We start from the raw sequence: 21,959 nt of genomic DNA on the forward strand, positions 1-21,959 counted from the left end.
ATGCAGGAGGATATTATGAGAGTGATTGTAACAGGAGGGGGGACCGGTGGTCATATTTACCCGGCTCTTGCCCTAGTAAAGACGATAAAGCAGATGAATCCACACAGTGAGTTTTTATATATCGGTACCAAAAATGGATTAGAAAAGGATATTGTGCCAAGGGCAGGCATTCCTTTTCAAACAATCACAATCAGCGGATTTCGGCGTAAACTGTCATTGCAAAATGTAAAAACGGTTTGGCGCTTCCTTCGAGGGACGAAAAAGGCCAAACGTGTGATTAAAGAATTTGGAGCAGACGTGGTAGTTGGAACAGGAGGTTATGTTGCAGGTCCTGTCGTTTATGCGGCAGCGAAATTAGGGGTGCCTTCCATTATTCATGAACAAAATAGTGTGCCGGGGTTAACAAATAAGTTTTTGAGCCGTTATGTCGATAAGGTGGCGGTGTCATTTCAAGATTCCGCGGTTTATTTCCCAAAAGAAAAAGTGCGTTACACAGGAAACCCCAGGGCCTCCGAAGTGACACGCAGCACGTCGCGTAATCCACTTCCTGATTTTGGTCTGCACTCAAATAAAAAAACAGTCGTTATCGTTGGCGGCAGCCGGGGGGCCAGGCCGATAAATGAGGCGTTTTTGGCATCTCTGCCGAGAGTGGAAAACAAAAAATGGCAGTATTTGTATGTAACTGGAACTGTTCATTATGATAAAGTAATAGAAGAAGTAAAAAAAGCAGGCAGTCCCAATAACGTTGTGATTGAACCTTTCCTTCACGATATGCCTGCTGTTCTTTCGTATGCAGATCTTCTCGTGACAAGAGCAGGAGCTACGACGTTAGCTGAAATCACTGCTTTAGGGCTTCCGTCTATTCTTATACCAAGCCCCTATGTGACGAATAATCATCAGGAAAAAAATGCGGCGGCGTTAGCGGATGGCGGTGCAGCAATTGTCAGGAAAGAAAGCGAGTTTAATGCTGATGTGCTGCTTGAAGATATTGATCATGTTTTGACAGATGAGAAAAGGTGGCAGCATATGCATCAAGCAGCTTTGCAATTAGCAGCTCCAAACGCGGCTGAAAATATATATCAATTAATGGAAGAGTTAATGACTCCGTAATAACTAGGTTTGACACGTTTGTTCTTCTGTAGAAGCAAGGAGGGTAAAAGATATGAAAGAACTGATAACCGACTTACAAAATGCGCAAGTAGGCCGCGTGGCAGAAAATGAACCAATGGCCAAACATACAACATGGAAAATAGGCGGTCCGGCAGATGTTTTCATTGAACCAGACGGAGTGGACGGTTTAGTGGAGACGATGAACCTTATTCAAAAACATCAAGTGCCATGGCGGGCGGTCGGACGCGGTTCGAACTTGCTGGTGGATGATGCAGGTATTGAAGGTGCCGTCATCAAGCTGGGGCAAAACATCAGCCATTTAGAAATAGAGGATGATATCATCCGTGTCGGTGGTGGCTATTCTTTTATTAAGTTAGCAACCATTATTAGCAAAAAAGGGTTATCCGGACTCGAATTTGCAGGCGGCATACCAGGAACGGTTGGCGGTGCTGTTTTTATGAATGCTGGTGCACATGGATCCGACATGTCCGACATTTTGATTGAAGCTCGTGTGCTGTACCCGGACGGAAGTTTAGCCTGGGTAAAAAATGAAGACATGGATTTTTCGTATCGCACGTCTATTTTGCAAAAACAGCAAGGAATTTGTGTGGAAGCAAGGCTGCAAATGCAGCAGGGAGATAAATCATCCATCGTGGAAGAGATGCAAAAGCATAAAAGTTACCGCCGTCAAACACAGCCCTGGAATTATCCGTGTGCAGGCAGCGTCTTTCGCAATCCCCTCCCTGAACATGCTGGTGCGTTAATTGAAAAATCTGGTTTAAAAGGGTACCGTATCGGCGGTGCACAAATTTCTGAACTCCACGGAAACTTTATCGTTAACGTAGATAATGCCAAAGCACAAGATGTGTTAGCGATTATTTCCCACGTTCAAGAAGCAATCAAAAAACGTTATGACATCGATATGAGAACGGAAGTGGAACTCGTCAAAAGGCAGGCATAGTCCTGTCTTATTTGAGAGTTCTTTTGTCGTTGCGTGCGCTGTCTGCTTTATATGGAGGGATGAACATGGCAGATAAAAAAGTTGTCACCATCGATGACAAAATTCCCGGGTTGAAAGAAAAGCGGAAGAAAAGGTCCAACCGCCGCCTGCTTGTGTATTTGTCAATCTTTTTTTTACTCATTCTTTTAGTTATTTATTTTCAATCACCGTTAAGTCATGTACGAAATATTGATGTGGCTGGAAATATACATACAGACAATACGCAAATCATTCGCACGAGCGGAGTGGAAGAGGGAGTAAGTTTGTGGGATGTTGATCGTGATGACGCAAAAGAAAACATTGAAAAATTAGCGGAAATAAAAGAAGTGACAGTGAAAAGAAAACTGCCGTCAACGATTCAGATAAATGTTGTGGAACATCAGAGGATTGCATATGTGTCAGCAGGTGGAGATCAGTATATTCCTATATTAAAAAATGGAAAGGTCTTGCTTGAAAATAAAGTGGATATCCTTCCTGCTGATGCACCTGTATTATATGGATTTGAAGAAGGTCCAGTCTTGCAAAAATTTGCAGAGCAATTAAGCCAATTGGGAAATGGTATTACCAATCGTATTTCTGAAATTCATTTTAAAGAAGAAGAGCTGGTGACCCTTTACATGAATGATGGCATTGAAGTGGAGAGCGTGGTGGCCAACTTTGCAGAGTATATGTCTGCTTATCCATCTGTTGCAGCAGAAATAGATCCCGATATACCAGGAGTGCTGCACATGAAAATGACCCCGTATTTTGAAGCAGACCAGCCAGAAGAAGAATCAGAAGAAGAATCAATAGAAGAGGACGGCGAAGCAGCAATGGACAACTCCGGGTCAGAGGAGGTGGAGCGTGAATAGCGGAGCAGTAAAAAAGACAGCAGTTATCAGTCTGATTCTCGGTTTTTTATTGACGGTTGTGTACCAAACAACAGCTGAAAAAAGTGGCCAGGAAATCAGCAGCGACCGATGGTACAAAGAAGAGGAATTACGGCAGTCTATTTTGCAGGAGCAAAAAGAAAATAGGCAGTTAGAAGAAGAGTGGCGTTCTTTGCAAAGAGACGTGCGTGCGGTGGAAGAAGAGATGGCACATAGAGAGGTCTCTACATTTAACTTGGTTGAGGATTTGGAGAAACTGCGTATGCTCAGCGGTGAAGTAGCGGTAAAAGGACCAGGAGTTGAAGTGACATTAAACGATCACACATATGTTCCTGATGGCAATAATCCCAATGATTATATTGTCCACGAACGGCACATTCAACAAGTAGTGGATGAACTTATGCTTGCAAGTGCTGAGGCTGTGTCCATCAATGGAGTCCGTATTACTCGAAATTCGTCTATTCAATGTGAAGGGCCAGTGATCAGTGTTGATAATTATACGTCCACAGCTCCATTTGTTGTGCGAGCCATCGGTGACCCGGACCAGTTAGAAGCAGCCCTGGAGCTTTCTGGCGGGGTGAAAGATCAACTAGTCAATGAAAACATTGAAGTTCGTATGCAGCAGCAAAGCGAAATATTGATGGATACAGTAGTAGGTGAAAGAGAAACATGAAGAAACAACAAAAGGTATTCATTGCGGGGCTCTGTGCAGCAGCTGGCTTTCTGGTAATTAATAATATTGATTTTTCATCAGAAAGCAGCGCCCGTGAAAATAAGGATATAGTGGAATTACGAAAAACACTGGAAGAAGAGCAAGAACATAGGCAAAAGTTGTATGAACATATTAGAGAACAAGAACAATTGTTAGAAAGATATAAAACGGAACAAAAAAACAGCAGGGAAGAAGCCATGGAAGAGGCAGTAGCGAATTTGGAGGAAAAAGCGGGTTTGACAAAGCGGCGTGGAGAGGGGGTAACGATACAATTAACAGCAGATACCAAAGTAGAAGAGACCGCTGATAATTTTATAGGCCCTGAGGTGTTGCGAAAGCTCGTGAATGAACTATACCGCTTCGGTGCCAAAGACATTTCCATTGAAGGCGAACGGATATTAGAAACGTCAGCGTTTCGGGATATTGATGGTGAGGTCCATATCAATGGACAGCCGCTTTCTGGATTCCCTATTACAATTAAAGCGTTAACTGATGACCCAAAGGCAGTACATAACCAATTTATGGTTTCGGATTCGTGGGAATATTTAACGTATGAACAAATTGCGATTGAGTCATCAATTGAACAAGAACTTGTTATACCGGCTTATGAGGAAGTTAGAAGAGTACGATTTATGGAAGCGGCAGAGGAGGACTAACCATGTGGCTGCCGGTTGTTGGTGTATTATTTGGTGTGCTGCTTGGGCTGTTAACAGGGGCGAGCGTTCCTGCTGCCTATACAGCTTATTTATTGGTAGCGGTATTAGCGACGGTGGATACGCTGTGCGGGGGAGCAAAAGCGGGTTTGCAAAACGAGTTTGATGATGCGCTGTTTCTATCCGGATTTCTTATGAATCTGGTTGCAGCCTTAAGTTTAACTTTTCTAGGTGAGCAACTTAGTGTAGACTTGTATTTAGCAGCTGTTTTTGCTTTTGGTGTGAGGCTTTTTCGAAATATTGCTATAATACGACGGGAACTTATCACACGGTGTAAATATAGAAAACGTTTATAATAGTTTTTCCTTTTTGGACAAGGGATTTGTAAAGCAATTGTTGAATTGTAATAACATTGAAAAACAATCGTAAATAATTTTTTGTTCGTTTTTTTACACCATCCATCTGTATGCATGCTAAGATGGAAGGAAGATTAACTAACTAGAAATAAAGAGAATAATAGATGCAGTTAAGATATGCAACGGGAGGTGCCAATACATGAACAACAAAGATATTTATGTCAGCCTTGATATCGGTACGTCCGGCGTTCGGGTAATTATTGGTGAAATGTCCGGAGGCTCTTTGAAAGTAGTCGGAGTCGGAAGTGCTCCTTCTACCGGTTTGAAAAAAGGAGCTATTGTAGATATCGATGAGACAGTAAGATCGATTAAACAGGCTGTCGATCAAGCAGAACGAATGGTAGGATTACAAATAGAACAGGTCATTTTAGGTGTAAACGGCAATCATATTGATATGCAAGAATGCAGTGGTGTGGTGGCAGTGTCAAGCCCTGATCGGGAAATAAGAACGGAAGATATTGACCGGGTAATGGATGCAGCACAAGTGCTTTCTATTCCACCAGAACGCGAAGTCATTGATGTGATTCCGAATCAATTTATTGTCGACGGATTAGAAGGTATTAGTGATCCGCGCGGCATGCTTGGTGTACGTCTAGAACTGGAAGGAATTATTATTACTGGAGCGAAAACAGCATTACATAACTTGCTTCGTTGTGTTGAAAAAGCTGGACTAGAAGTGGCTGATATTTGTCTGCAGCCTCTTGCTGCAGGAACGGTGGCACTGTCCAGAGATGAAAAGGCACTAGGGGTAGCTCTTGTGGATATCGGTGGCGGTTCGACTACTGTTTCTGTCTTTCGAAATGGGGTTATGCAATCGATGTCTGTGCTGCCAATTGGAGGCGATCACGTAACCAACGATATTTCTGTTGGAATTCGGACAACGACAGAAGAAGCGGAACGGGTGAAAAGAGAACACGGCCATGCCTTTATCGATGAGGCTTCAGATGAAGTGACATTTGAGGTGCAGACAATCGGCAGCGAAGAGAGTGAAGAATATTCCCAGTATGAAATAGCCCATATTATTGAACCTCGTTTTGAAGAAATACTAGAGCTGGTTGATAATGAAATATATAAAATGGGTTTTTCTGATCTTCCCGGAGGTTATATACTTACGGGAGGTTCTGTTATGGTTCCAGGAGCGCTGGAGCTAGCAAGGGATGTCCTTCGCCATAATGTGCGAATGGCAGTTCCAGACTACATTGGCGTAAGAGAGCCAATATATACCACAGGTATCGGGTTGATTGAATTTGCTCACCGAAATGTTAAAATTCAAGGTAAGGAGGCAGCTGCTTCCGTTTCTTCACAGAATAAGGAAAGTGAAGAAGAACCGCAGCAGCCTGCGCCTAAAAAGGAACAACAAAAAGATCCCGATAATCCTGGAATGAAAAAGAAGATGAAAAACTTCTTCAAAGTTTTCTTCGAGTAAAGTGATGCAGGATTGATAGATTTGAAGAATTAGGAGGACCTTGAATGTTAGAATTTGAGATGGATATGGAACAGTTAGCACAGATTAAAGTTATAGGCGTTGGAGGAGGCGGATCTAACGCTGTCAATCGAATGATTGAAAATGGGCTGCAAGGAGTAGAGTTTATTGCAGTTAACACAGACGCACAAGCGCTTCAATTGTCTGAAGCAGAAACAAAGCTGCAGCTCGGTGGAAAGCTGACGCGCGGCCTGGGTGCTGGTGCGAATCCAGAAATTGGCAAGAAAGCAGCAGAGGAAAGCAAAGAACAAATTGAAGAAGCCTTAACCGGTGCTGACATGGTATTTATCACCGCTGGTATGGGCGGCGGTACTGGAACGGGAGCAGCTCCAGTCATTGCAGAAGTAGCCAAAGAAATAGGAGCACTCACTGTAGGAGTTGTCACAAGACCATTTACATTTGAAGGACGTAAACGTTCGGGACAAGCATCCACTGGTATTACCGCGCTAAAAGAAAAAGTAGATACGTTAATCGTTATTCCAAACGACCGCTTGTTAGAAATTGTTGATAAAAATACACCGATGCTTGAAGCATTCCGCGAAGCAGATAATGTACTTCGTCAAGGTGTGCAAGGTATTTCGGACTTGATTGCTGTACCGGGGCTCATTAACCTTGACTTTGCCGATGTCAAAACGATTATGAGTGAAAAAGGATCGGCGTTAATGGGAATTGGTATAGCAACTGGAGAAAATCGTGCGGCAGAAGCGGCGAAAAAAGCGGTATCAAGTCCGTTGCTTGAAACATCTGTGGATGGGGCGCAAGGTGTATTAATGAATATTACCGGCGGCACGAATTTAAGTTTGTTTGAAGTACACGAAGCGGCAGAAATTGTTTCAGAAGCTTCCGATCATGAAGTGAATATGATATTTGGCTCTGTGATTAACGAAAATCTAAATGATGAAATCGTTGTGACAGTGATTGCAACAGGTTTTGAAGACAATGAGGATAAAAAACAGAAGCAATCACAGCGTCAATCTAACATGCAGCAGCGGCGTCCGCAGCAAAGTGCAGGATCAGCACCACGTATGAATGCGCCGCAACAGGAACGCCCTTCAACAGAAGAAGTGAATGAACCAGAACGTGAACAGCAGCCTCAAGAGAACACAGAAACATTGGACATACCGACATTTTTACGTAATCGCAGACGCAGAAAGTAAATGCAAACCTGTCCTGTTCCCCGGATTTATCGGGAAACAGGACTTTTTTGTGGATGGAAGGAGAACAGCTGTGGTTATGGAAATGGAGACCAATAGCACAGACCTCTAATGGTTGCTTATAACCTTCAGTACATTTCTTTATTCTACGGCGTTTTAGCATTTATCTATCCCTTGTTTTAATAATTAGCAATATTCTATCTTTTTTTTATGACAAAATCTCTAAAAAGAACAAGAAAAAGCTGTCATGAAATGACAGACTTCTAAATAGATTACATATATAATTAAAATACTCTGTAAGAGCAATGCACAAGAGGGTGATATGAATATATTATCTTGATTTGTTATGGGGATTAAACATGATCATTCACCTTGTATTGTTTGCGGGAACGGCAAAGTTAGTAAAACGCCGGATATCGAAAAAAAGACTATGGTTAGCGGCACTTCTTGGTTCTTGCAGTATTTTTATCGTTTTAACTCCGTGGGAGGACTGGCTCATACATCCGCTAGGAAAATTAGCATTATCCATTCTTTTAGTATGGACAGCATTTGGTTTTCCATCCTTAGCTTTATTTTTTCAAAGCTTATGTATGTTCTATGTGATGAGTTTTTTAGCAGCAGGGACGATGACAGCGGTTGAAACACTACGGTTTTCGATGCAGCAGCAGTCTGGCTTTCTGTCAGAGTACACATCATCAATGTATAGCAGTTATTCAGTAATGCTTGTTCTGTTTTCCATTCCGCTTGTTTGGTTTGCAACGAGGTGTACCGATAACATTACCACAGCACGAAAATTGCAGGCAGCGAAAATAGCAGATATCAGTGTCCATGTAAATCAGGCTGTTTATCAAGGGAAGGCTTTAATTGATACAGGGAATCAGCTGAAAGATCCAGTTACACGTGCTCCGGTAATGGTGATGGAAGCATCCCTTGTACAATCACAATTAGCTGGTGAGCAATACCAACAACTCTATACAATGATTAGCAAAAAACGTATCGAAGATTTGGAGAATCTCACGTTTTGGGAAGGGAGGTGGCGGCTTGTACCGTTTCGCTCTGCTGGACAGAGCAGTCAAATAATGTTTGCTCTAAAGCCGGACGTTATAACCGTTCAATGGGAAAACACGACGCTGCGGTTTGAAAATGTATTGGTAGGCCTAGAAGCAGAAGCTTTGTCAGCGAATCAGGATTTTCAAATGATTTTTCCATCTGATCCACTGCAAGCACAGGCACATGAAAGTGCCTAATATGCTAACGTGGGAGGTTGTTTGCTTGCTAAAATTGAAGTTTAAGCTGTTATGGTATAGGCTGCTGCAAAAAATTGGTTTGAAGCCGGACGAACTATATTATATTGGAGGAAGTGAAGCATTGCCGCCTCCTCTTTCAAAAGAGGAAGAAGCTCATTTGATCAGCTTGCTGCCAAAAGATGATGAGGCGGCACGTTCGATGTTAATTGAAAGAAATTTACGTCTTGTTGTCTACATTGCGCGTAAATTCGAAAACACAGGTATCAATATTGAGGATCTAATCAGCATTGGTACGATTGGTCTAATTAAAGCTGTTAATACATTTAATCCAGAAAAGAAAATTAAACTGGCCACGTACGCTTCCCGTTGTATCGAAAATGAAATTCTTATGCACTTGCGTCGTACAAATAAACTGCGCTCAGAGATATCATTTGACGAACCATTAAATATTGACTGGGACGGAAATGAGTTGCTTCTGTCCGATATTCTCGGTACAGAAGAAGACATTATTACAAAAGGAATTGAAGATAAAGTAGACCGCCGTTTATTAAGAAGAGCATTAAGTACGTTAAATCCACGAGAAAAGCAAATTATGGAAATGCGTTTTGGGCTTGCAGGACAGCCTGAAAAAACACAAAAAGATGTGGCTGATTTATTGGGGATTTCGCAATCATATATATCTCGTTTAGAAAAACGAATTATTAAAAGACTGCGAAAAGAATTTAATAAGATGGTGTAATAGCCTGTTTCAATAAAACATCGGGCTATGAGAAAATTCGTCTTGAGACAGCACATTTGAATAGAAGCGCAGGCAGACTGAGAAAGACTGTATTGTTTAAGCAAACATCATGTGTAAACAGTTAAAGAAAAACTAATGATATTCATATATTCTTTATGTATAAAAAGGATAGCCAGGATCTATGGGAAGGTCCGGCTATTCTTTTTATATAAAGAGGTAATTTAAAAAAATGTTAATTTATATATGGAAAATAAATGCGCGAAAACAGTGTTGATACAAGAGATGACATGTTAACTATATGAAACAGTCCTTTTTTCCATCATTTGCTTTCTGCATAATTTTTCTTTCCAAGGACATACTGAACATAAACATACAAGATTGACGGGGTGTACATACATCCCCCTACATCATTGCTTGGGAGGGAACACAGTGGCACGTAGCAAGGTGGAGATTTGTGGTGTTGATACTTCTAAACTTCCCGTTCTAAAAAACAAAGAAATGAGAGAGCTTTTTAAGCAAATGCATGAGGGAGATGAACAAGCTAGAGAAGAATTAGTAAATGGAAATCTTCGTCTTGTTCTCAGTGTCATACAACGTTTTAATAATCGCGGAGAACATATGGATGACTTATTTCAAGTCGGATGTATTGGTCTTATGAAATCCATTGATAACTTTGATTTGTCGCAAAATGTCCGGTTTTCAACCTATGCGGTGCCGATGATTATTGGCGAGGTGAGACGTTATCTGCGCGATAATAATCCTATTCGAGTATCCAGGTCTTTGCGGGATACGGCGTATAAAGCCCTTCAAGTTCGTGATCAGTTAATGGCAGAGAGAGCTCGTGAAGAAGAGCCGACTGTACAGGAAATCGCAGCGAAATTAGATATGCCAAAAGAAGATGTTGTTTTTGCCTTGGATGCTATTCAAGATCCGGTGTCGTTATTTGAACCCATTTATAACGATGGTGGAGATCCTATTTATGTGATGGATCAAATCAGTGATGACAAAGAACAAGATAAAAAATGGCTTGAGCATCTAGCTTTAAAAGAAGCAATGGTGCAATTAACAGACAGAGAAAAAATGATTTTAAATATGAGATTCTTTCAAGGGAAAACGCAAATGGAAGTGGCAGATGAAATCGGTATTTCACAGGCACAAGTGTCTCGTTTGGAAAAAGCAGCGATTAAACAAATGAATCGTTCAGCGAGTAGTTAACACGTATGTCCCCGCCATCATGTGGCGGGCTTTTTTTTTGTGACGAACGAACATAGAAGGCTGTAAAGTTTTTTATTTCAAGTGATATGTTTAACGAATGAGTCACATATAATGAAGTACGCAACTATTGGATAAAGGGGCCAGTGTAGATGAGAATATCTGATTTGCAGTCCAAAGATATTGTGAATATGCACACGGGAAAACGCCTTGGTCATGCTGGTGATGTAGATATTAACGTAGAAACTGGTCAAGTCGATGCCATTATTGTCGGCGGAGCAGCAAAAATGATGACATTATTTAATCGTGAACAGGAGTTTGTTGTTCCGTGGACACAAATTGTCAAAATAGGCTCGGATGTTATATTAGTTAATTTATATGAAGGAGACGAGTGAGGTAATGCTGATGCGGAAATTGCCAGAACGTGCAACATTTTCTATGGGAAACACACAAATTATGTTAAAATAAAAAGAACAAATATGACGAATGAGTGCGAAGGAAGTGGTCCGATGGAAAAAGATCCTTTTGCAAAAGAACATGACAGTATTCTTTCCGTACAAAGTGAACCGTTTCAACAAAATCCCTTGCTCGTAAGCGGTATGACCACGCGAAATGGTGGGGTCGGAAGGCACCCTTATGAGACATTAAACACCGCTTTTCACGTAGGAGAAGACATAGATACTGTTATCGAAAACCGTCAAAGGATTGCACGAGAACTGAATTTTCCACTTTCTTCCTGGGTGGCACTCGAACAAGTGCATGGGTCAGACATTGTAAAAGCCGCTAGTACAGATAAAGGAAAAGGCTCTGTTTCACGTGATACAGCACTAAGCAAAGCAGATGGGTTTTATACAAATGATAAGGGAGTGCTGTTAGTGAGCTTTTACGCTGATTGTGTTCCCTTATTGTTTTATGCACCAAAAGCTGGGTATATTGGTCTTGCTCATGCTGGCTGGAAAGGGACGGCTTTAAATATTGGCGGAAAATTTGTTGAAACGTGGAAGAAAGAAGAACATATTGATGCAGAAGATATATATGTTGTAATTGGTCCATCGATTTCTGAAGCTGCCTATGAAGTTGACAATAAAGTGATTACACAAATGAAAGCGGCACTTCCAGCTCAACAACAAACACCGTGGTATACGAAGGGAAATGGAAAGTACCAACTAAACATGAAACAAATGAACAGGTACTTGTTAGAATCTGCCGGCATTTCTCCCGATCACATTTTCATCAGTTCTTATTGTACATACACAAATGATGCGTACTTCTTCTCACACCGAAGAGATGGGCAGAAAACAGGGCGGATGATGACATTTATTGGGTTTAGAGATAAAGAATAGAAAGGAGAAAGAGACACCGTGGACATAGCAGAACAACTTCATACCATTCAACAAAACATTAAAAAAGCATGTGAGCGCTCCAATCGAAATTCAAATGATGTAACGGTAGTTGCGGTAACGAAATACGTGTCTGTGGAAAGAACAAGACAAGCCATCGAAGCGGGTGTCGAACATATTGGTGAAAACAGGCTTGAAGGTGCTTTGGAAAAATGGGAAGCTTTCGATGGACAAGCAGCGTTTCATTTTATTGGCACGCTGCAGTCAAAAAAAGCCAAACATATTATTGATAAGTATGACTATCTTCATTCATTAGACCGTTTATCACTCGCTAAAGAAATCGAAAAGCGATGTCCGGAAGGAAAAAAAATTCGTTGCTTTGTGCAAGTGAATGCATCAGGAGAAGCATCTAAATCCGGGCTTATCCCGGAAGAAACGATGGATTTTATTGAAAAGTTAAGGGATTTTCCATCCATCGAGGTAGTTGGATTAATGACAATGGCACCACTTGAAGAAGATCCGGAACAAACACGTCCAGTATTTAAAAGGTTAAAGCAGCTGCGTGATGATATTCAAAAGCAAGATTTTGACCACGCGCCTTGTCATGAATTATCCATGGGAATGTCTAATGATTATCAGGTGGCTGTAGAAGAAGGGGCAACATTTATTCGTTTAGGCTCTACGTTAGTTGGTCGTGATAAGGCGAATGGCTAAAGGGAAGAAGGAGGGAAGAGGATGAGCTTCAAAACGAAATTCAAGCGTTTTTTTGAATTGGAAGACGAAGAATTTGATGAAACAACTAGTTATCAAACAGGAGCAGACCAAGAAGACGAAAACTATGACACACGCGGCAAAAATGTGGTTAGTTTGCAAAGTGTTCAGCAGTCTGCCAAAATGATGCTGGTTGAACCGCGCACCTATGATGAAGCTCAAGATATTGCTGATCATCTGAAAAATCGCAAGTCAGTCATTATTAATGTTCAGCGTATTCCAAACGATCAAGCCAAACGGATTATTGATTTTTTAAGCGGCACAGTCTATGCCATTGGCGGAGATATTCAAAAAGTCGGGCGGAATATTTTTCTTTGTACCCCGGATAATGTGGATGTTTCCGGCGCGATATCGGAAATTTTATATGATAAAGACGATTGATTGTGGTAAAGGAGAATGTAAAAGATGAGTACAATTGGATCATTATTGCTGTTAGGTATGCAGCTATACTCGTGGATGATTATCATCTATATTTTAATGTCCTGGTTTCCTAATGCTCGAGAGTCATCTTTTGGGCAAATGCTTGGCTCGTTAGTCGAACCATATTTAGAACCGTTCCGAAAAATTATTCCGCCGCTTGGCATGATTGATATTTCTCCGATTGTTGCCATTGTTGCATTGCATTTTGCACGCTATGGTGTCATGGCGCTGTTTTTCTAAGGAGTATTATATATGTCAATTCTTGTACATTTCCGAAAAGATGAGCATGCATTTGTCGAACAAGTATTGGAATGGAAAGAAATGGTAGAAACGCGTTATGAACGGAAGCTTACTGATTTTTTAGATCCAAGAGAACAAGATATCCTCACGTCCGTTATTGGCAAGGATGATGTGGTACACGTTCAATTTGCAGGAGGGCAAGGTGGCTGTGAAAGAAAGCGGGCGCTCTTGTATCCATTTTATGAACAGCCTGCTTTGGCGGATTTTGAATTAGCATTATTTGAAGTAAGTTACCCGAAAAAGTTTGTTACGATCGGCCATCGCGACGTACTTGGGTCGCTGATGGGACTTGGGTTAAAGCGCAGTAAGTTTGGTGATATCGTCGAAGGAGACGGATTGTTTCAATTTGTAGCAGCAGAAGATATCCGTTTGTTTATTGAGATGAATTTAAGTAAGATAGGAAGCGCGTCGGTCTCTGTGCAGCCAGCTCCCATAGAGAAGATGCTTTTTATAGACGACAACTATGAAGAAATAGAGTCGACTGTTTCTTCTTTTCGTCTGGATGTCTTGATCGCTGATATGTACCGTTTATCACGAAGCAAAGTCATTCCTTTTATTGAAAAAGGCCGTGTGAAGGTAAATTGGAAGACGATTGACCAAGCTTCATTTCCTCTAGAGCCAGGAGATTACGTATCAGTACGTGGAATGGGGAGAAGGAAGTTTTTACATGCCGGGCATAAGACGAAAAAAGGCCGCTATAAAATAAGGTATGGAAAAAAACAGGATCCTTAACAAAAAAGCAGGATTTAAGCAATCGTTGTCGAAATAACCGTTACGCAAAAACTAAAAGGAGGTGCAGCCGTTGCCTTTAACGCCGTTGGATATTCATAATAAGGAATTTACGAGAGGGTTTCGAGGGTACGATGAAGATGAAGTCAACGAATTTCTCGATCAAGTCATTAAAGATTATGAGAATGTTATCCGGGAGAAGAACGAGTTATTTGGTAAAGTGGATGAATTAGAAGAACGTTTAGAACATTTTTCGAACATAGAAGAAACGTTAAATAAGTCAATCCTTGTCGCGCAAGAGTCAGCAGAAGAAGTACGGCAAAATGCCAAAAAAGAAGCACAGCTTATCATCAAAGAAGCAGAAAAAAATGCGGATCGCATTATTAATGATGCCTTGAACAAATCACGAAAAATTGAACTAGAAATTGAAGAGTTGAAAAAGCAAGCATCTGTGTACCGGATGCGTTTTAAAATGTTAATTGAGGCACAGCTGGAAATGTTACATAATGATGATTGGGATCAAGTGGTGGATGGAAGTGAAGAAGAAAAACTAACAGTATCGAATGATGAGGCTTCTAATCAGCTTGACTAACAAAGGAAGAATGTTCTATAATTTTCTTCACAAAACACGTTAAAAACGAAGAAAGGGACGCGCCGATTGTTACGTTTTCTTTAGCGAGCCGTGGATGGTGGGAGCACGGTGAAAAAGTCAATACGGACATCACCCTGGAGTTTCGGAACCGAAGATGTTTTATCGAGAGGCTTCCGACGGTACATGCCGTTATCATGATGAGCCGATGTTGTACATACAGCATAACTAGGGTGGTACCGCGAGACCTTCTCGTCCCTAACAAGGGATAGAAGGTCTTTTTTTATTGTAGGGCTGTAAACGATGAATAAACGTTTTAATAAACAGAAGGAGGAAAACGATGAGCTATAAAGAAACACTATTAATGCCAAAAACAGCGTTTCCAATGCGAGGAAACCTGCCAAACCGTGAGCCGGAAAAGCAAAAAGAATGGGACGAACAAAACATTTATGAAAAGGTGCAGGAGCGGACGAAAGGACGTCCATTGTTTGTACTGCATGATGGACCGCCGTATGCAAACGGCGATATTCATATGGGGCATGCTTTAAATAAAATTTTAAAAGATATGATTGTCCGTTATAAATCAATGAACGGTTTTCACGCTCCATACGTTCCGGGATGGGACACACATGGTCTTCCAATTGAAACAGCGTTAACCAAAAAGAAGAAAATAGACCGTAAAAAAATGAGTGTTGCGGAGTTTCGAAAAGCATGCGAAGAGTATGCGCTTGAACAACTCGACCGCCAGCGTGAACAGTTTAAGCGGTTAGGAGTACGGGGGGATTGGGACAACCCATACATTACATTGACAAAAGAATATGAAGCGCAGCAAATTAAAGTGTTCGGAGAAATGGCGAAAAAAGGGTATATTTATAAGGGTAAAAAGCCTGTTTACTGGTCGCCGTCTTCAGAATCGGCGCTTGCAGAAGCAGAAATTGAGTACCACGACAAACGATCTCCTTCAATTTATGTCGCGTTTGACGTCAAAGATGGAAAAGCAACTTTAGACGGTGATGAAAAGTTTATTATCTGGACCACAACACCTTGGACGATTCCAGCTAACTTGGCTGTTACCGTTCATCCTGACCTCGATTATGCTGTTGTAAAGGTGAAAAATGAAAAATATGTGGTGGCAAAGGATCTCGTAGAAGATTTAGAACAAGAGCTGGAATGGGAAGAGGCAACTGTGCTGAAAACCGTAAAAGGACAAGAGCTTGAGCATGTAATGACGTCTCACCCTATTTACGGGCGGGACTCCCTTGTTATTCTAGGTGAACATGTTACCATCGATGCTGGTACAGGGTGTGTGCACACAGCACCTGGACATGGGGAAGATGACTATGTAGTCGGCCAGAAGTATGGATTAGAGACGCTGTGTCCAGTGGATGATAAGGGCTACTTTACAGGCGAAGCACCTGGATTTGAAGGAATGTTTTATGACGAAGCAAATAAGCCGATCACACAAAAGCTTGATGAATTAGGAGTGCTTTTAAAACTTCAGTTCATTACCCACTCGTATCCGCACGATTGGCGTACGAAAAAGCCGGTTATTTTCCGGGCCACTGCACAATGGTTTGCTTCTATTGACGACTTTCGGGATGATTTGCTAGAAGCAGTGAAAAGTGTTACATGGCTGCCAGAGTGGGGCGAAACACGCCTTTATAACATGGTAAGAGACAGAGGGGATTGGTGTATTTCCAGACAGCGCGCGTGGGGCGTGCCAATTCCGATTTTTTATGCTGAAGATGGTACAGAAATCGTAACCGATGAGACTATTACACATGTCTCCGAATTGTTCCGTCAGCATGGATCAAATATTTGGTTTGAATGGGATACAAAAGACTTGCTGCCAGAAGGATTTACTTCATCACATAGTCCAAACGGTAAGTTTACCCGGGAAATGGATATTATGGATGTGTGGTTTGACAGTGGTTCATCTCATCAAGCGGTACTCGAAGAAAAGGATGGATTAGAGCGTCCGGCCGATATTTATCTGGAAGGGTCCGACCAGTACCGCGGCTGGTTTAATTCATCGCTCTCCACCAGTGTAGCTGTTACTGGAAAAGCTCCATACAAAGCGATTATTAGTCACGGGTTCGCTTTAGATGGGGAAGGCAGAAAAATGAGTAAATCAGTGGGCAATGTGGTTGTGCCAAATAACGTCATGAAACAGCTGGGAGCTGATATTTTACGGCTGTGGGTAGCTTCTGTAGATTATCAAGCTGACGTGCGCATTTCTGATAAGATTTTAAAACAAGTTGCAGAAGCGTATCGTAAACTGCGTAACACCTTCCGGTTCCTGCTTGGAAATCTTCATGATTTTGATCCAGCAAAACATCGCGTACAAGACGATGACTTGCCGGAATTGGACAAATACATGATGATAAAACTGCAAGATGTCATCAATCAGGCGAAAAAAGGCTATGATGACTACCAGTTTGCTTCGGTATTTCACAGCGTCCATAATTTCTGTACGATTGACTTGAGTTCGTTTTATATGGATATTGCCAAAGACACGCTTTATATTGAAGCACCGGACAGTGAAGAACGCCGTGCCATTCAAACGGTAATGTATGACACGCTTGTCGCACTTGTGCGTCTGGTATCACCGATTATTCCGCACACTGCCGATGAAGTGTGGGCATTTATTCCAGGAGTTGAAGCAGAGAGTGTTCAATTGACTGATATGCCGCAAGAAAAGGATATTGAGTCATTTAACACGCTGAAAGAAAAATGGGACAAAATCATGGATGTGCGCGATGATGTGTTAAAAGCGTTAGAAAACGCAAGAAATGAAAAAGTAATCGGAAAGTCGTTAACGGCGTCTGTAACATTGTATCCAACACTTGAAGTAAAAAATATCTTAGAAGAAGCTGGCGATTTGGCGAAGCTCTTGATTGTATCTAACGCCGAAATCGGTGGAGCAAAAGAAAATGCGTCTGCTCGTGCAGAATCATTTGAATATGTAGCGGTTGATGTAAAACCGGCAGAAGGTGAAACGTGCGAAAGGTGCTGGACTGTTACAGAAAACGTAGGCAAAGATGAAAAACATCCTGGATTATGTGATAAATGTACCGATATTGTTAACACTCACTACAGCCACGTATAAGTTAAACATCCGGAAGCTGTGCGTACGGCATGGTTTCCGGATACTTTTTAAATAATTGCCGAATTTCTCGGTGAACATAAAGAGCAGGGTGGATGGTAGGATGGTCATTTTATGGTATTATTTGTTAAGTATAGTGGTTATTGGTATTGACCAATTAACGAAATATCTCGTAGCAGAACATATGGAAATAGGGGAAAGCATCGAAGTTATTTCCGGCTTTCTTTATTTAACGTCCCATCGCAATGCCGGCGCTGCATTTGGAATTTTGCAAGGACAGATGTGGCTGTTTTTTATCGTGACCGTCATCGTTATTATTGCGGTGATTTATCATTTGCATAAATATGCAAATGACAGCGGCGTTACAGGTATTTCACTTGCACTCATTTTAGGTGGTGCCATCGGCAATTTTATTGACCGGTTAATGTTTGGAGAAGTTGTTGATTTTTTTGATGTCTATATTTTTTCATATAATTATCCTATTTTTAATATTGCAGATTCAGCTCTTGTGGCGGGAGTTATTCTCTTGATCATGAAAATGATAAGAGACGAATGGAAAGAAAAGAGGAAAAAAGCATGAACAAACGCGAATGGATCGTTCAACAAGATGATGAGCAGATACGGATTGATAAATTTCTTTCTCAAAAACACAAGGAATCACGTACGGCTGTACAAGCATGGATTAAAGAAGGAAATGTGCTGGTAAACGGAAAAAATGTAAAAAGCAATTATATTGTCCAAGAAGGGGACGTTATTGTCGTATATGTAAAAAAGGCGGAAGAACCCAATATTCAGGCGGAAAACATCGCGCTTGATATCCGCTATGAGGACCAAGATATTGTAGTGGTGAATAAGCCGAGAGGAATGGTGGTGCACCCAGCACCTGGTCATTATTCGGGAACGCTTGTAAATGCACTGTTGTACCATTGCCAGGATCTCTCTGGTATTAACGGAGAATTGCGTCCAGGTATTGTGCATCGCATAGATAAAGACACGACTGGTTTATTGGTGGCGGCTAAACACGATAAGGCACACGAGCACTTAAGTAATCAACTGCAAAACAAAAAGATAGAGCGCGTATACCGCGCGGTTGTACATGGAGACATTCCACATGATCACGGGACGGTTGATGCTCCGATTGGAAGAGATCCAAAAGACCGACAAAAAATGGCGGTAACAGAAAAAAATGCCAAAGAAGCAGTAACGCATTTTAATGTTCTAGAGCGCTGGAATGACTATACGTATATTGAATGTAAACTTGAAACAGGAAGAACTCACCAAATTCGTGTGCACATGGCTTATATTCGCCACCCAGTAGCAGGGGATCCAAAATACGGACGCCAAAAAACGCTTCCTATCCAAGGACAAGCTTTGCATGCTGGAAAGCTGGGTTTTTTGCATCCAGCTAAAGATGAGTATATGGAGTTTGAAGCACCTCTGCCTGATGATATGTCAAAAATCATTGCTGGTTTGCAAAAAAAGTATTGACCTTTCATGGGTAGTTTGCGATAATCAGTTACAAGATAAAAATAATGTCCCTTTAAGACAGTCCCGTGAGGCTGAGAAGGAGTTTGTGTACTGGTCGCTTTTTTAGTGGCAGTATGTCTAAGTATAGGAAACTCATCCTCTCACCCATCGGGCGGGAGGATTTTTATATGCTTCGAGGCCATAGAGGGAAAAGAAGTATTACGAAAAATAGATAGGACGGTAAATACAATGGATACACAAGAACGCGTATTGTTAGATGATCAAGCCATTCGCAGAGCACTGACGCGGGTATCACACGAAATTATCGAAAAAAACAAAGGCATTGAAGACTGCATTCTTGTTGGTATTAAAACGCGAGGCATTCATATTGCTGAACGGCTTGCCCAAAACATTTCCCGTATTGAAGGCAAGGAAATCCCAGTAGGCGTAGCCGATATTACTCTTTATCGAGATGATTTAACGCCGCAAACAGAAAATGCGGATCCGGAGTTAAAAGGAACCGATATTCCTTTTGATGTCCAAGAAAAAAAAGTCATACTCGTTGATGATGTCTTGTATACAGGACGGACGGTCCGTGCAGCGATGGATGCCGTGATGGACCTTGGAAGGCCGTCACAAATTCAGCTGGCTGTTTTAATTGACCGAGGCCACCGTGAATTGCCAATCAGACCAGATTATGTTGGCAAAAACATTCCTACATCAAAAGAAGAAGTTATTTCGGTGAAAGTAGCAGAAGTTGATGAAAATGATCGAGTCACGATCTGCCATAAAAGTAAATAGAGAACACCTCTTTAAATCAGTCCAGAGAGGCTGAAAAGGGGTATAAATCAAGCAGGGTTGGACAATGCTCATGTTCTTATCCGCTTGTCATTTGTACCTCTTTGTCCTCTTAGGGCAGGGAGTTTTTTTATGCCGGTGATAAGGCGAGGGAAACTTCTTGCAGCTGTGAGGAAGCGACAAACACAGAAAGAACCATAACGGGAGGGACAAAGGATGGAAAACGAAACAAAATTACAGATTCACGAAGTACCCAAATGGAACCAGTGGCTGATTTTAAGCTTGCAGCACTTGTTTGCCATGTTTGGAGCAACGATTCTTGTGCCTGTATTAACCGGATTAAGTCCAGCCATTGCTCTTATATCAAGCGGGGTAGGAACAATTGCTTATTTAATTGTGACAAAAGGGCAGATTCCGGCTTACCTTGGCTCATCATTTGCTTTTATTATGCCGGTTATTGCAGCGATGTCTATTGGCGGACCAGAAGGCGTTATGATAGGGACATTTACAGCTGGTGTCATTTACGGCATTACAGCATTGCTGATTAAAACGACAGGTGTCAAATGGCTGATGAATCTATTGCCGCCAATCGTTGTTGGTCCGGTTATCATGGTCATTGGTTTGGGACTGGCAAGTACAGCAATTGAGATGGCTATGAACTTTGACGAAGAAACCGGCACATACATCGATCCGATGCTGCACTTTAGTGTTGCGCTTACTACACTATTTATCACAATTGTCGCATCGGTCTATTTTAAAGGCTTCTTTAATCTCATTCCTATTTTGTTTGGTATTGTCGGTGGATACACAGTGGCTGCTTGGCTTGGTCTGGTGGACTTTGCAGAAGTTGCTGAAGCACCGTGGTTCAGAGTTCCTGACTTTGTTACTCCATTTGCTACATTCGACCCGCAGTGGTCTTGGAGCATTGTTGCTATTATGGCACCGATTGCGGTAGTGACGATTGCCGAGCATATTGGTGATCAAATGGTGTTAAGTAAAGTAGCTGGAAAAAACTTTGTCAAACAACCAGGTTTACACCGCTCGATTCTTGGTGATGGGATAGCAACCATCATCGCATCACTTGTAGGCGGTCCTCCTAACACTACGTATGGTGAAAACATTGGCGTCTTAGCCATCACGAGAGTGTTTAGCGTGTTTGTCATCGGCGGCGCAGGAGTGCTTGCGATACTGTTTGGCTTTATCGGAAAAGTTGAAGCATTAATTGCCAGTATCCCCGGAGCAGTCATGGGCGGCGTCTCAATTTTGCTCTTTGGTATCATTGCTTCCTCTGGAATGCGGATGTTAATTGACAATCAAATTGACTTTGGTGTGAAACGAAACTTGATTATTGCGTCTGTCATTTTGGTTACAGGCATTGGCGGCGCATTCATACAAATTGGTGATACGTTAGAGATCGCCGGTATGGCACTAGCAACACTTTTTGGCATTGTTCTGCACGCTATTTTGCCTGGAAAAGAACACGGACAAGGAAATGGAAAGATGTTTGGTTCCCTTCACGAACAGGTAAGAGAAAACAATAACGACCGTGCTGCATAAACGACATCCTTTAAAAGAGTACAGAGAGACTCTCAAGGGTGAACGTACAGAAGCTAGAGGGACAATACACAGGCGACGTGTACTGTCTTAGCTCTGGCTGATAAAGCTGTATGTATCCCCCCTGGAGAGTATCTTCAGGGGGGTTTTTATATGATGGAAAGCAGGGCATTTTCGCATGGGTGAGTCATTGATGCAGTGAACGTTTTGAGGCAGTTCCTATACGTCCAGCACGGCTGCCGCCTGTACCTAAAGACTTAGTGACAGCCGCGTTTTCTTTAGAAATGAAT

Annotated in this window: 23 protein-coding genes and 1 other annotated feature; all 23 genes read left to right on the top strand. The window is 41.8% G+C overall.

Going from position 1 to position 21,959, the window contains the following annotated elements; genetic code table 11:
- The 23 genes from murG to BLT18_RS00690 all read left to right on the top strand — a co-directional run bounded on the left by murG (position 1) and on the right by BLT18_RS00690 (position 21,672).
- Positions 1 to 1,110 (top strand): undecaprenyldiphospho-muramoylpentapeptide beta-N-acetylglucosaminyltransferase, encoded by a 1,110-nt coding sequence (murG, locus tag BLT18_RS00580; protein WP_281242316.1) that lies wholly within the window; start codon positions 1 to 3, stop codon positions 1,108 to 1,110.
- 52 nt (positions 1,111 to 1,162) lie between these two features.
- Entirely contained in the window at positions 1,163 to 2,071 is a 909-nt protein-coding gene (gene murB, locus BLT18_RS00585; protein ID WP_091270234.1) for a UDP-N-acetylmuramate dehydrogenase, read from the top strand.
- A 65-nt stretch (positions 2,072 to 2,136) separates the two neighbouring features.
- Positions 2,137 to 2,961, top strand: a complete 825-nt coding sequence (locus BLT18_RS00590; RefSeq protein ID WP_175487317.1) for a cell division protein FtsQ/DivIB — start codon at positions 2,137 to 2,139, stop codon at positions 2,959 to 2,961.
- Entirely contained in the window at positions 2,954 to 3,652 is a 699-nt protein-coding gene (locus tag BLT18_RS00595) for a DUF881 domain-containing protein (protein WP_091270236.1), read from the top strand. The genes BLT18_RS00590 and BLT18_RS00595 overlap by 8 nt, the downstream gene beginning before the upstream one ends.
- Positions 3,649 to 4,347, top strand: a complete 699-nt coding sequence (locus tag BLT18_RS00600) for a DUF881 domain-containing protein (RefSeq protein ID WP_091270237.1) — start codon at positions 3,649 to 3,651, stop codon at positions 4,345 to 4,347. Before BLT18_RS00595 ends, BLT18_RS00600 begins: the two co-directional genes overlap by 4 nt.
- A 2-nt stretch (positions 4,348 to 4,349) precedes the next feature.
- Positions 4,350 to 4,700, top strand: coding sequence for a small basic family protein (locus BLT18_RS00605; RefSeq protein WP_091270238.1), 351 nt, complete (start codon positions 4,350 to 4,352; stop codon positions 4,698 to 4,700).
- A gap of 199 nt (positions 4,701 to 4,899) precedes the next feature.
- On the top strand, positions 4,900 to 6,186 hold the full coding sequence (gene ftsA / locus BLT18_RS00610; protein ID WP_091270239.1) for a cell division protein FtsA: 1,287 nt from the start codon (positions 4,900 to 4,902) through the stop codon (positions 6,184 to 6,186).
- A gap of 44 nt (positions 6,187 to 6,230) precedes the next feature.
- On the top strand, positions 6,231 to 7,400 hold the full coding sequence (ftsZ, locus tag BLT18_RS00615) for a cell division protein FtsZ (protein WP_091270240.1): 1,170 nt from the start codon (positions 6,231 to 6,233) through the stop codon (positions 7,398 to 7,400).
- Positions 7,401 to 7,738: 338 nt separating this feature from the next.
- Positions 7,739 to 8,644: a sigma-E processing peptidase SpoIIGA gene (gene spoIIGA / locus BLT18_RS00620; protein WP_281242317.1), complete on the top strand. Its 906-nt coding sequence runs from the start codon at positions 7,739 to 7,741 to the stop codon at positions 8,642 to 8,644.
- Position 8,645: 1 nt separating this feature from the next.
- Entirely contained in the window at positions 8,646 to 9,383 is a 738-nt protein-coding gene (gene sigE, locus BLT18_RS00625; RefSeq protein WP_139184691.1) for an RNA polymerase sporulation sigma factor SigE, read from the top strand.
- Between the two features lie 429 nt (positions 9,384 to 9,812).
- The gene (gene sigG, locus BLT18_RS00630) at positions 9,813 to 10,598 is read left to right on the top strand and encodes an RNA polymerase sporulation sigma factor SigG (protein ID WP_091270243.1); all 786 of its coding nucleotides are present in this window, start codon (positions 9,813 to 9,815) and stop codon (positions 10,596 to 10,598) included.
- A 149-nt stretch (positions 10,599 to 10,747) separates the two neighbouring features.
- Positions 10,748 to 10,990 (top strand): YlmC/YmxH family sporulation protein, encoded by a 243-nt coding sequence (locus BLT18_RS00635; RefSeq protein WP_091270244.1) that lies wholly within the window; start codon positions 10,748 to 10,750, stop codon positions 10,988 to 10,990.
- Positions 10,991 to 11,104: 114 nt separating this feature from the next.
- Complete coding sequence (gene pgeF, locus BLT18_RS00640) at positions 11,105 to 11,938, top strand: peptidoglycan editing factor PgeF (protein ID WP_091270245.1); 834 nt, start codon at positions 11,105 to 11,107, stop codon at positions 11,936 to 11,938.
- Positions 11,939 to 11,956: 18 nt separating this feature from the next.
- On the top strand, positions 11,957 to 12,649 hold the full coding sequence (locus BLT18_RS00645; RefSeq protein WP_091270246.1) for a YggS family pyridoxal phosphate-dependent enzyme: 693 nt from the start codon (positions 11,957 to 11,959) through the stop codon (positions 12,647 to 12,649).
- 21 nt (positions 12,650 to 12,670) lie between these two features.
- A complete protein-coding gene (locus BLT18_RS00650; RefSeq protein WP_091270247.1) occupies positions 12,671 to 13,087 on the top strand; it encodes a cell division protein SepF in 417 nt (138 codons plus the stop codon).
- A 24-nt stretch (positions 13,088 to 13,111) separates the two neighbouring features.
- The gene (locus tag BLT18_RS00655) at positions 13,112 to 13,366 is read left to right on the top strand and encodes a YggT family protein (RefSeq protein ID WP_091270248.1); all 255 of its coding nucleotides are present in this window, start codon (positions 13,112 to 13,114) and stop codon (positions 13,364 to 13,366) included.
- A 12-nt stretch (positions 13,367 to 13,378) separates the two neighbouring features.
- Positions 13,379 to 14,158, top strand: coding sequence for a YlmH family RNA-binding protein (locus tag BLT18_RS00660; protein ID WP_091270249.1), 780 nt, complete (start codon positions 13,379 to 13,381; stop codon positions 14,156 to 14,158).
- Between the two features lie 70 nt (positions 14,159 to 14,228).
- Positions 14,229 to 14,747, top strand: coding sequence for a DivIVA domain-containing protein (locus BLT18_RS00665; RefSeq protein ID WP_091270250.1), 519 nt, complete (start codon positions 14,229 to 14,231; stop codon positions 14,745 to 14,747).
- 39 nt (positions 14,748 to 14,786) lie between these two features.
- Positions 14,787 to 15,007: a binding site (T-box leader), on the top strand.
- Between the two features lie 77 nt (positions 15,008 to 15,084).
- Positions 15,085 to 17,853 (top strand): isoleucine--tRNA ligase, encoded by a 2,769-nt coding sequence (gene ileS / locus BLT18_RS00670; protein ID WP_091270251.1) that lies wholly within the window; start codon positions 15,085 to 15,087, stop codon positions 17,851 to 17,853.
- A gap of 100 nt (positions 17,854 to 17,953) precedes the next feature.
- Positions 17,954 to 18,430, top strand: a complete 477-nt coding sequence (gene lspA / locus BLT18_RS00675; RefSeq protein ID WP_091270252.1) for a signal peptidase II — start codon at positions 17,954 to 17,956, stop codon at positions 18,428 to 18,430.
- Entirely contained in the window at positions 18,427 to 19,338 is a 912-nt protein-coding gene (locus tag BLT18_RS00680) for an RluA family pseudouridine synthase (RefSeq protein WP_091270253.1), read from the top strand. Before lspA ends, BLT18_RS00680 begins: the two co-directional genes overlap by 4 nt.
- 228 nt (positions 19,339 to 19,566) lie before the next feature.
- Positions 19,567 to 20,118, top strand: coding sequence for a bifunctional pyr operon transcriptional regulator/uracil phosphoribosyltransferase PyrR (pyrR, locus tag BLT18_RS00685; RefSeq protein ID WP_091270254.1), 552 nt, complete (start codon positions 19,567 to 19,569; stop codon positions 20,116 to 20,118).
- A 213-nt stretch (positions 20,119 to 20,331) separates the two neighbouring features.
- Positions 20,332 to 21,672, top strand: coding sequence for a solute carrier family 23 protein (locus BLT18_RS00690; protein WP_091270255.1), 1,341 nt, complete (start codon positions 20,332 to 20,334; stop codon positions 21,670 to 21,672).
- Positions 21,673 to 21,959 lie beyond the last annotated feature (287 nt).

It is taken from the genome of Alteribacillus persepolensis, assembly GCF_900099605.1.
GTDB classification, from domain to species: Bacteria; Bacillota; Bacilli; order Bacillales; family Marinococcaceae; genus Alteribacillus; species Alteribacillus persepolensis.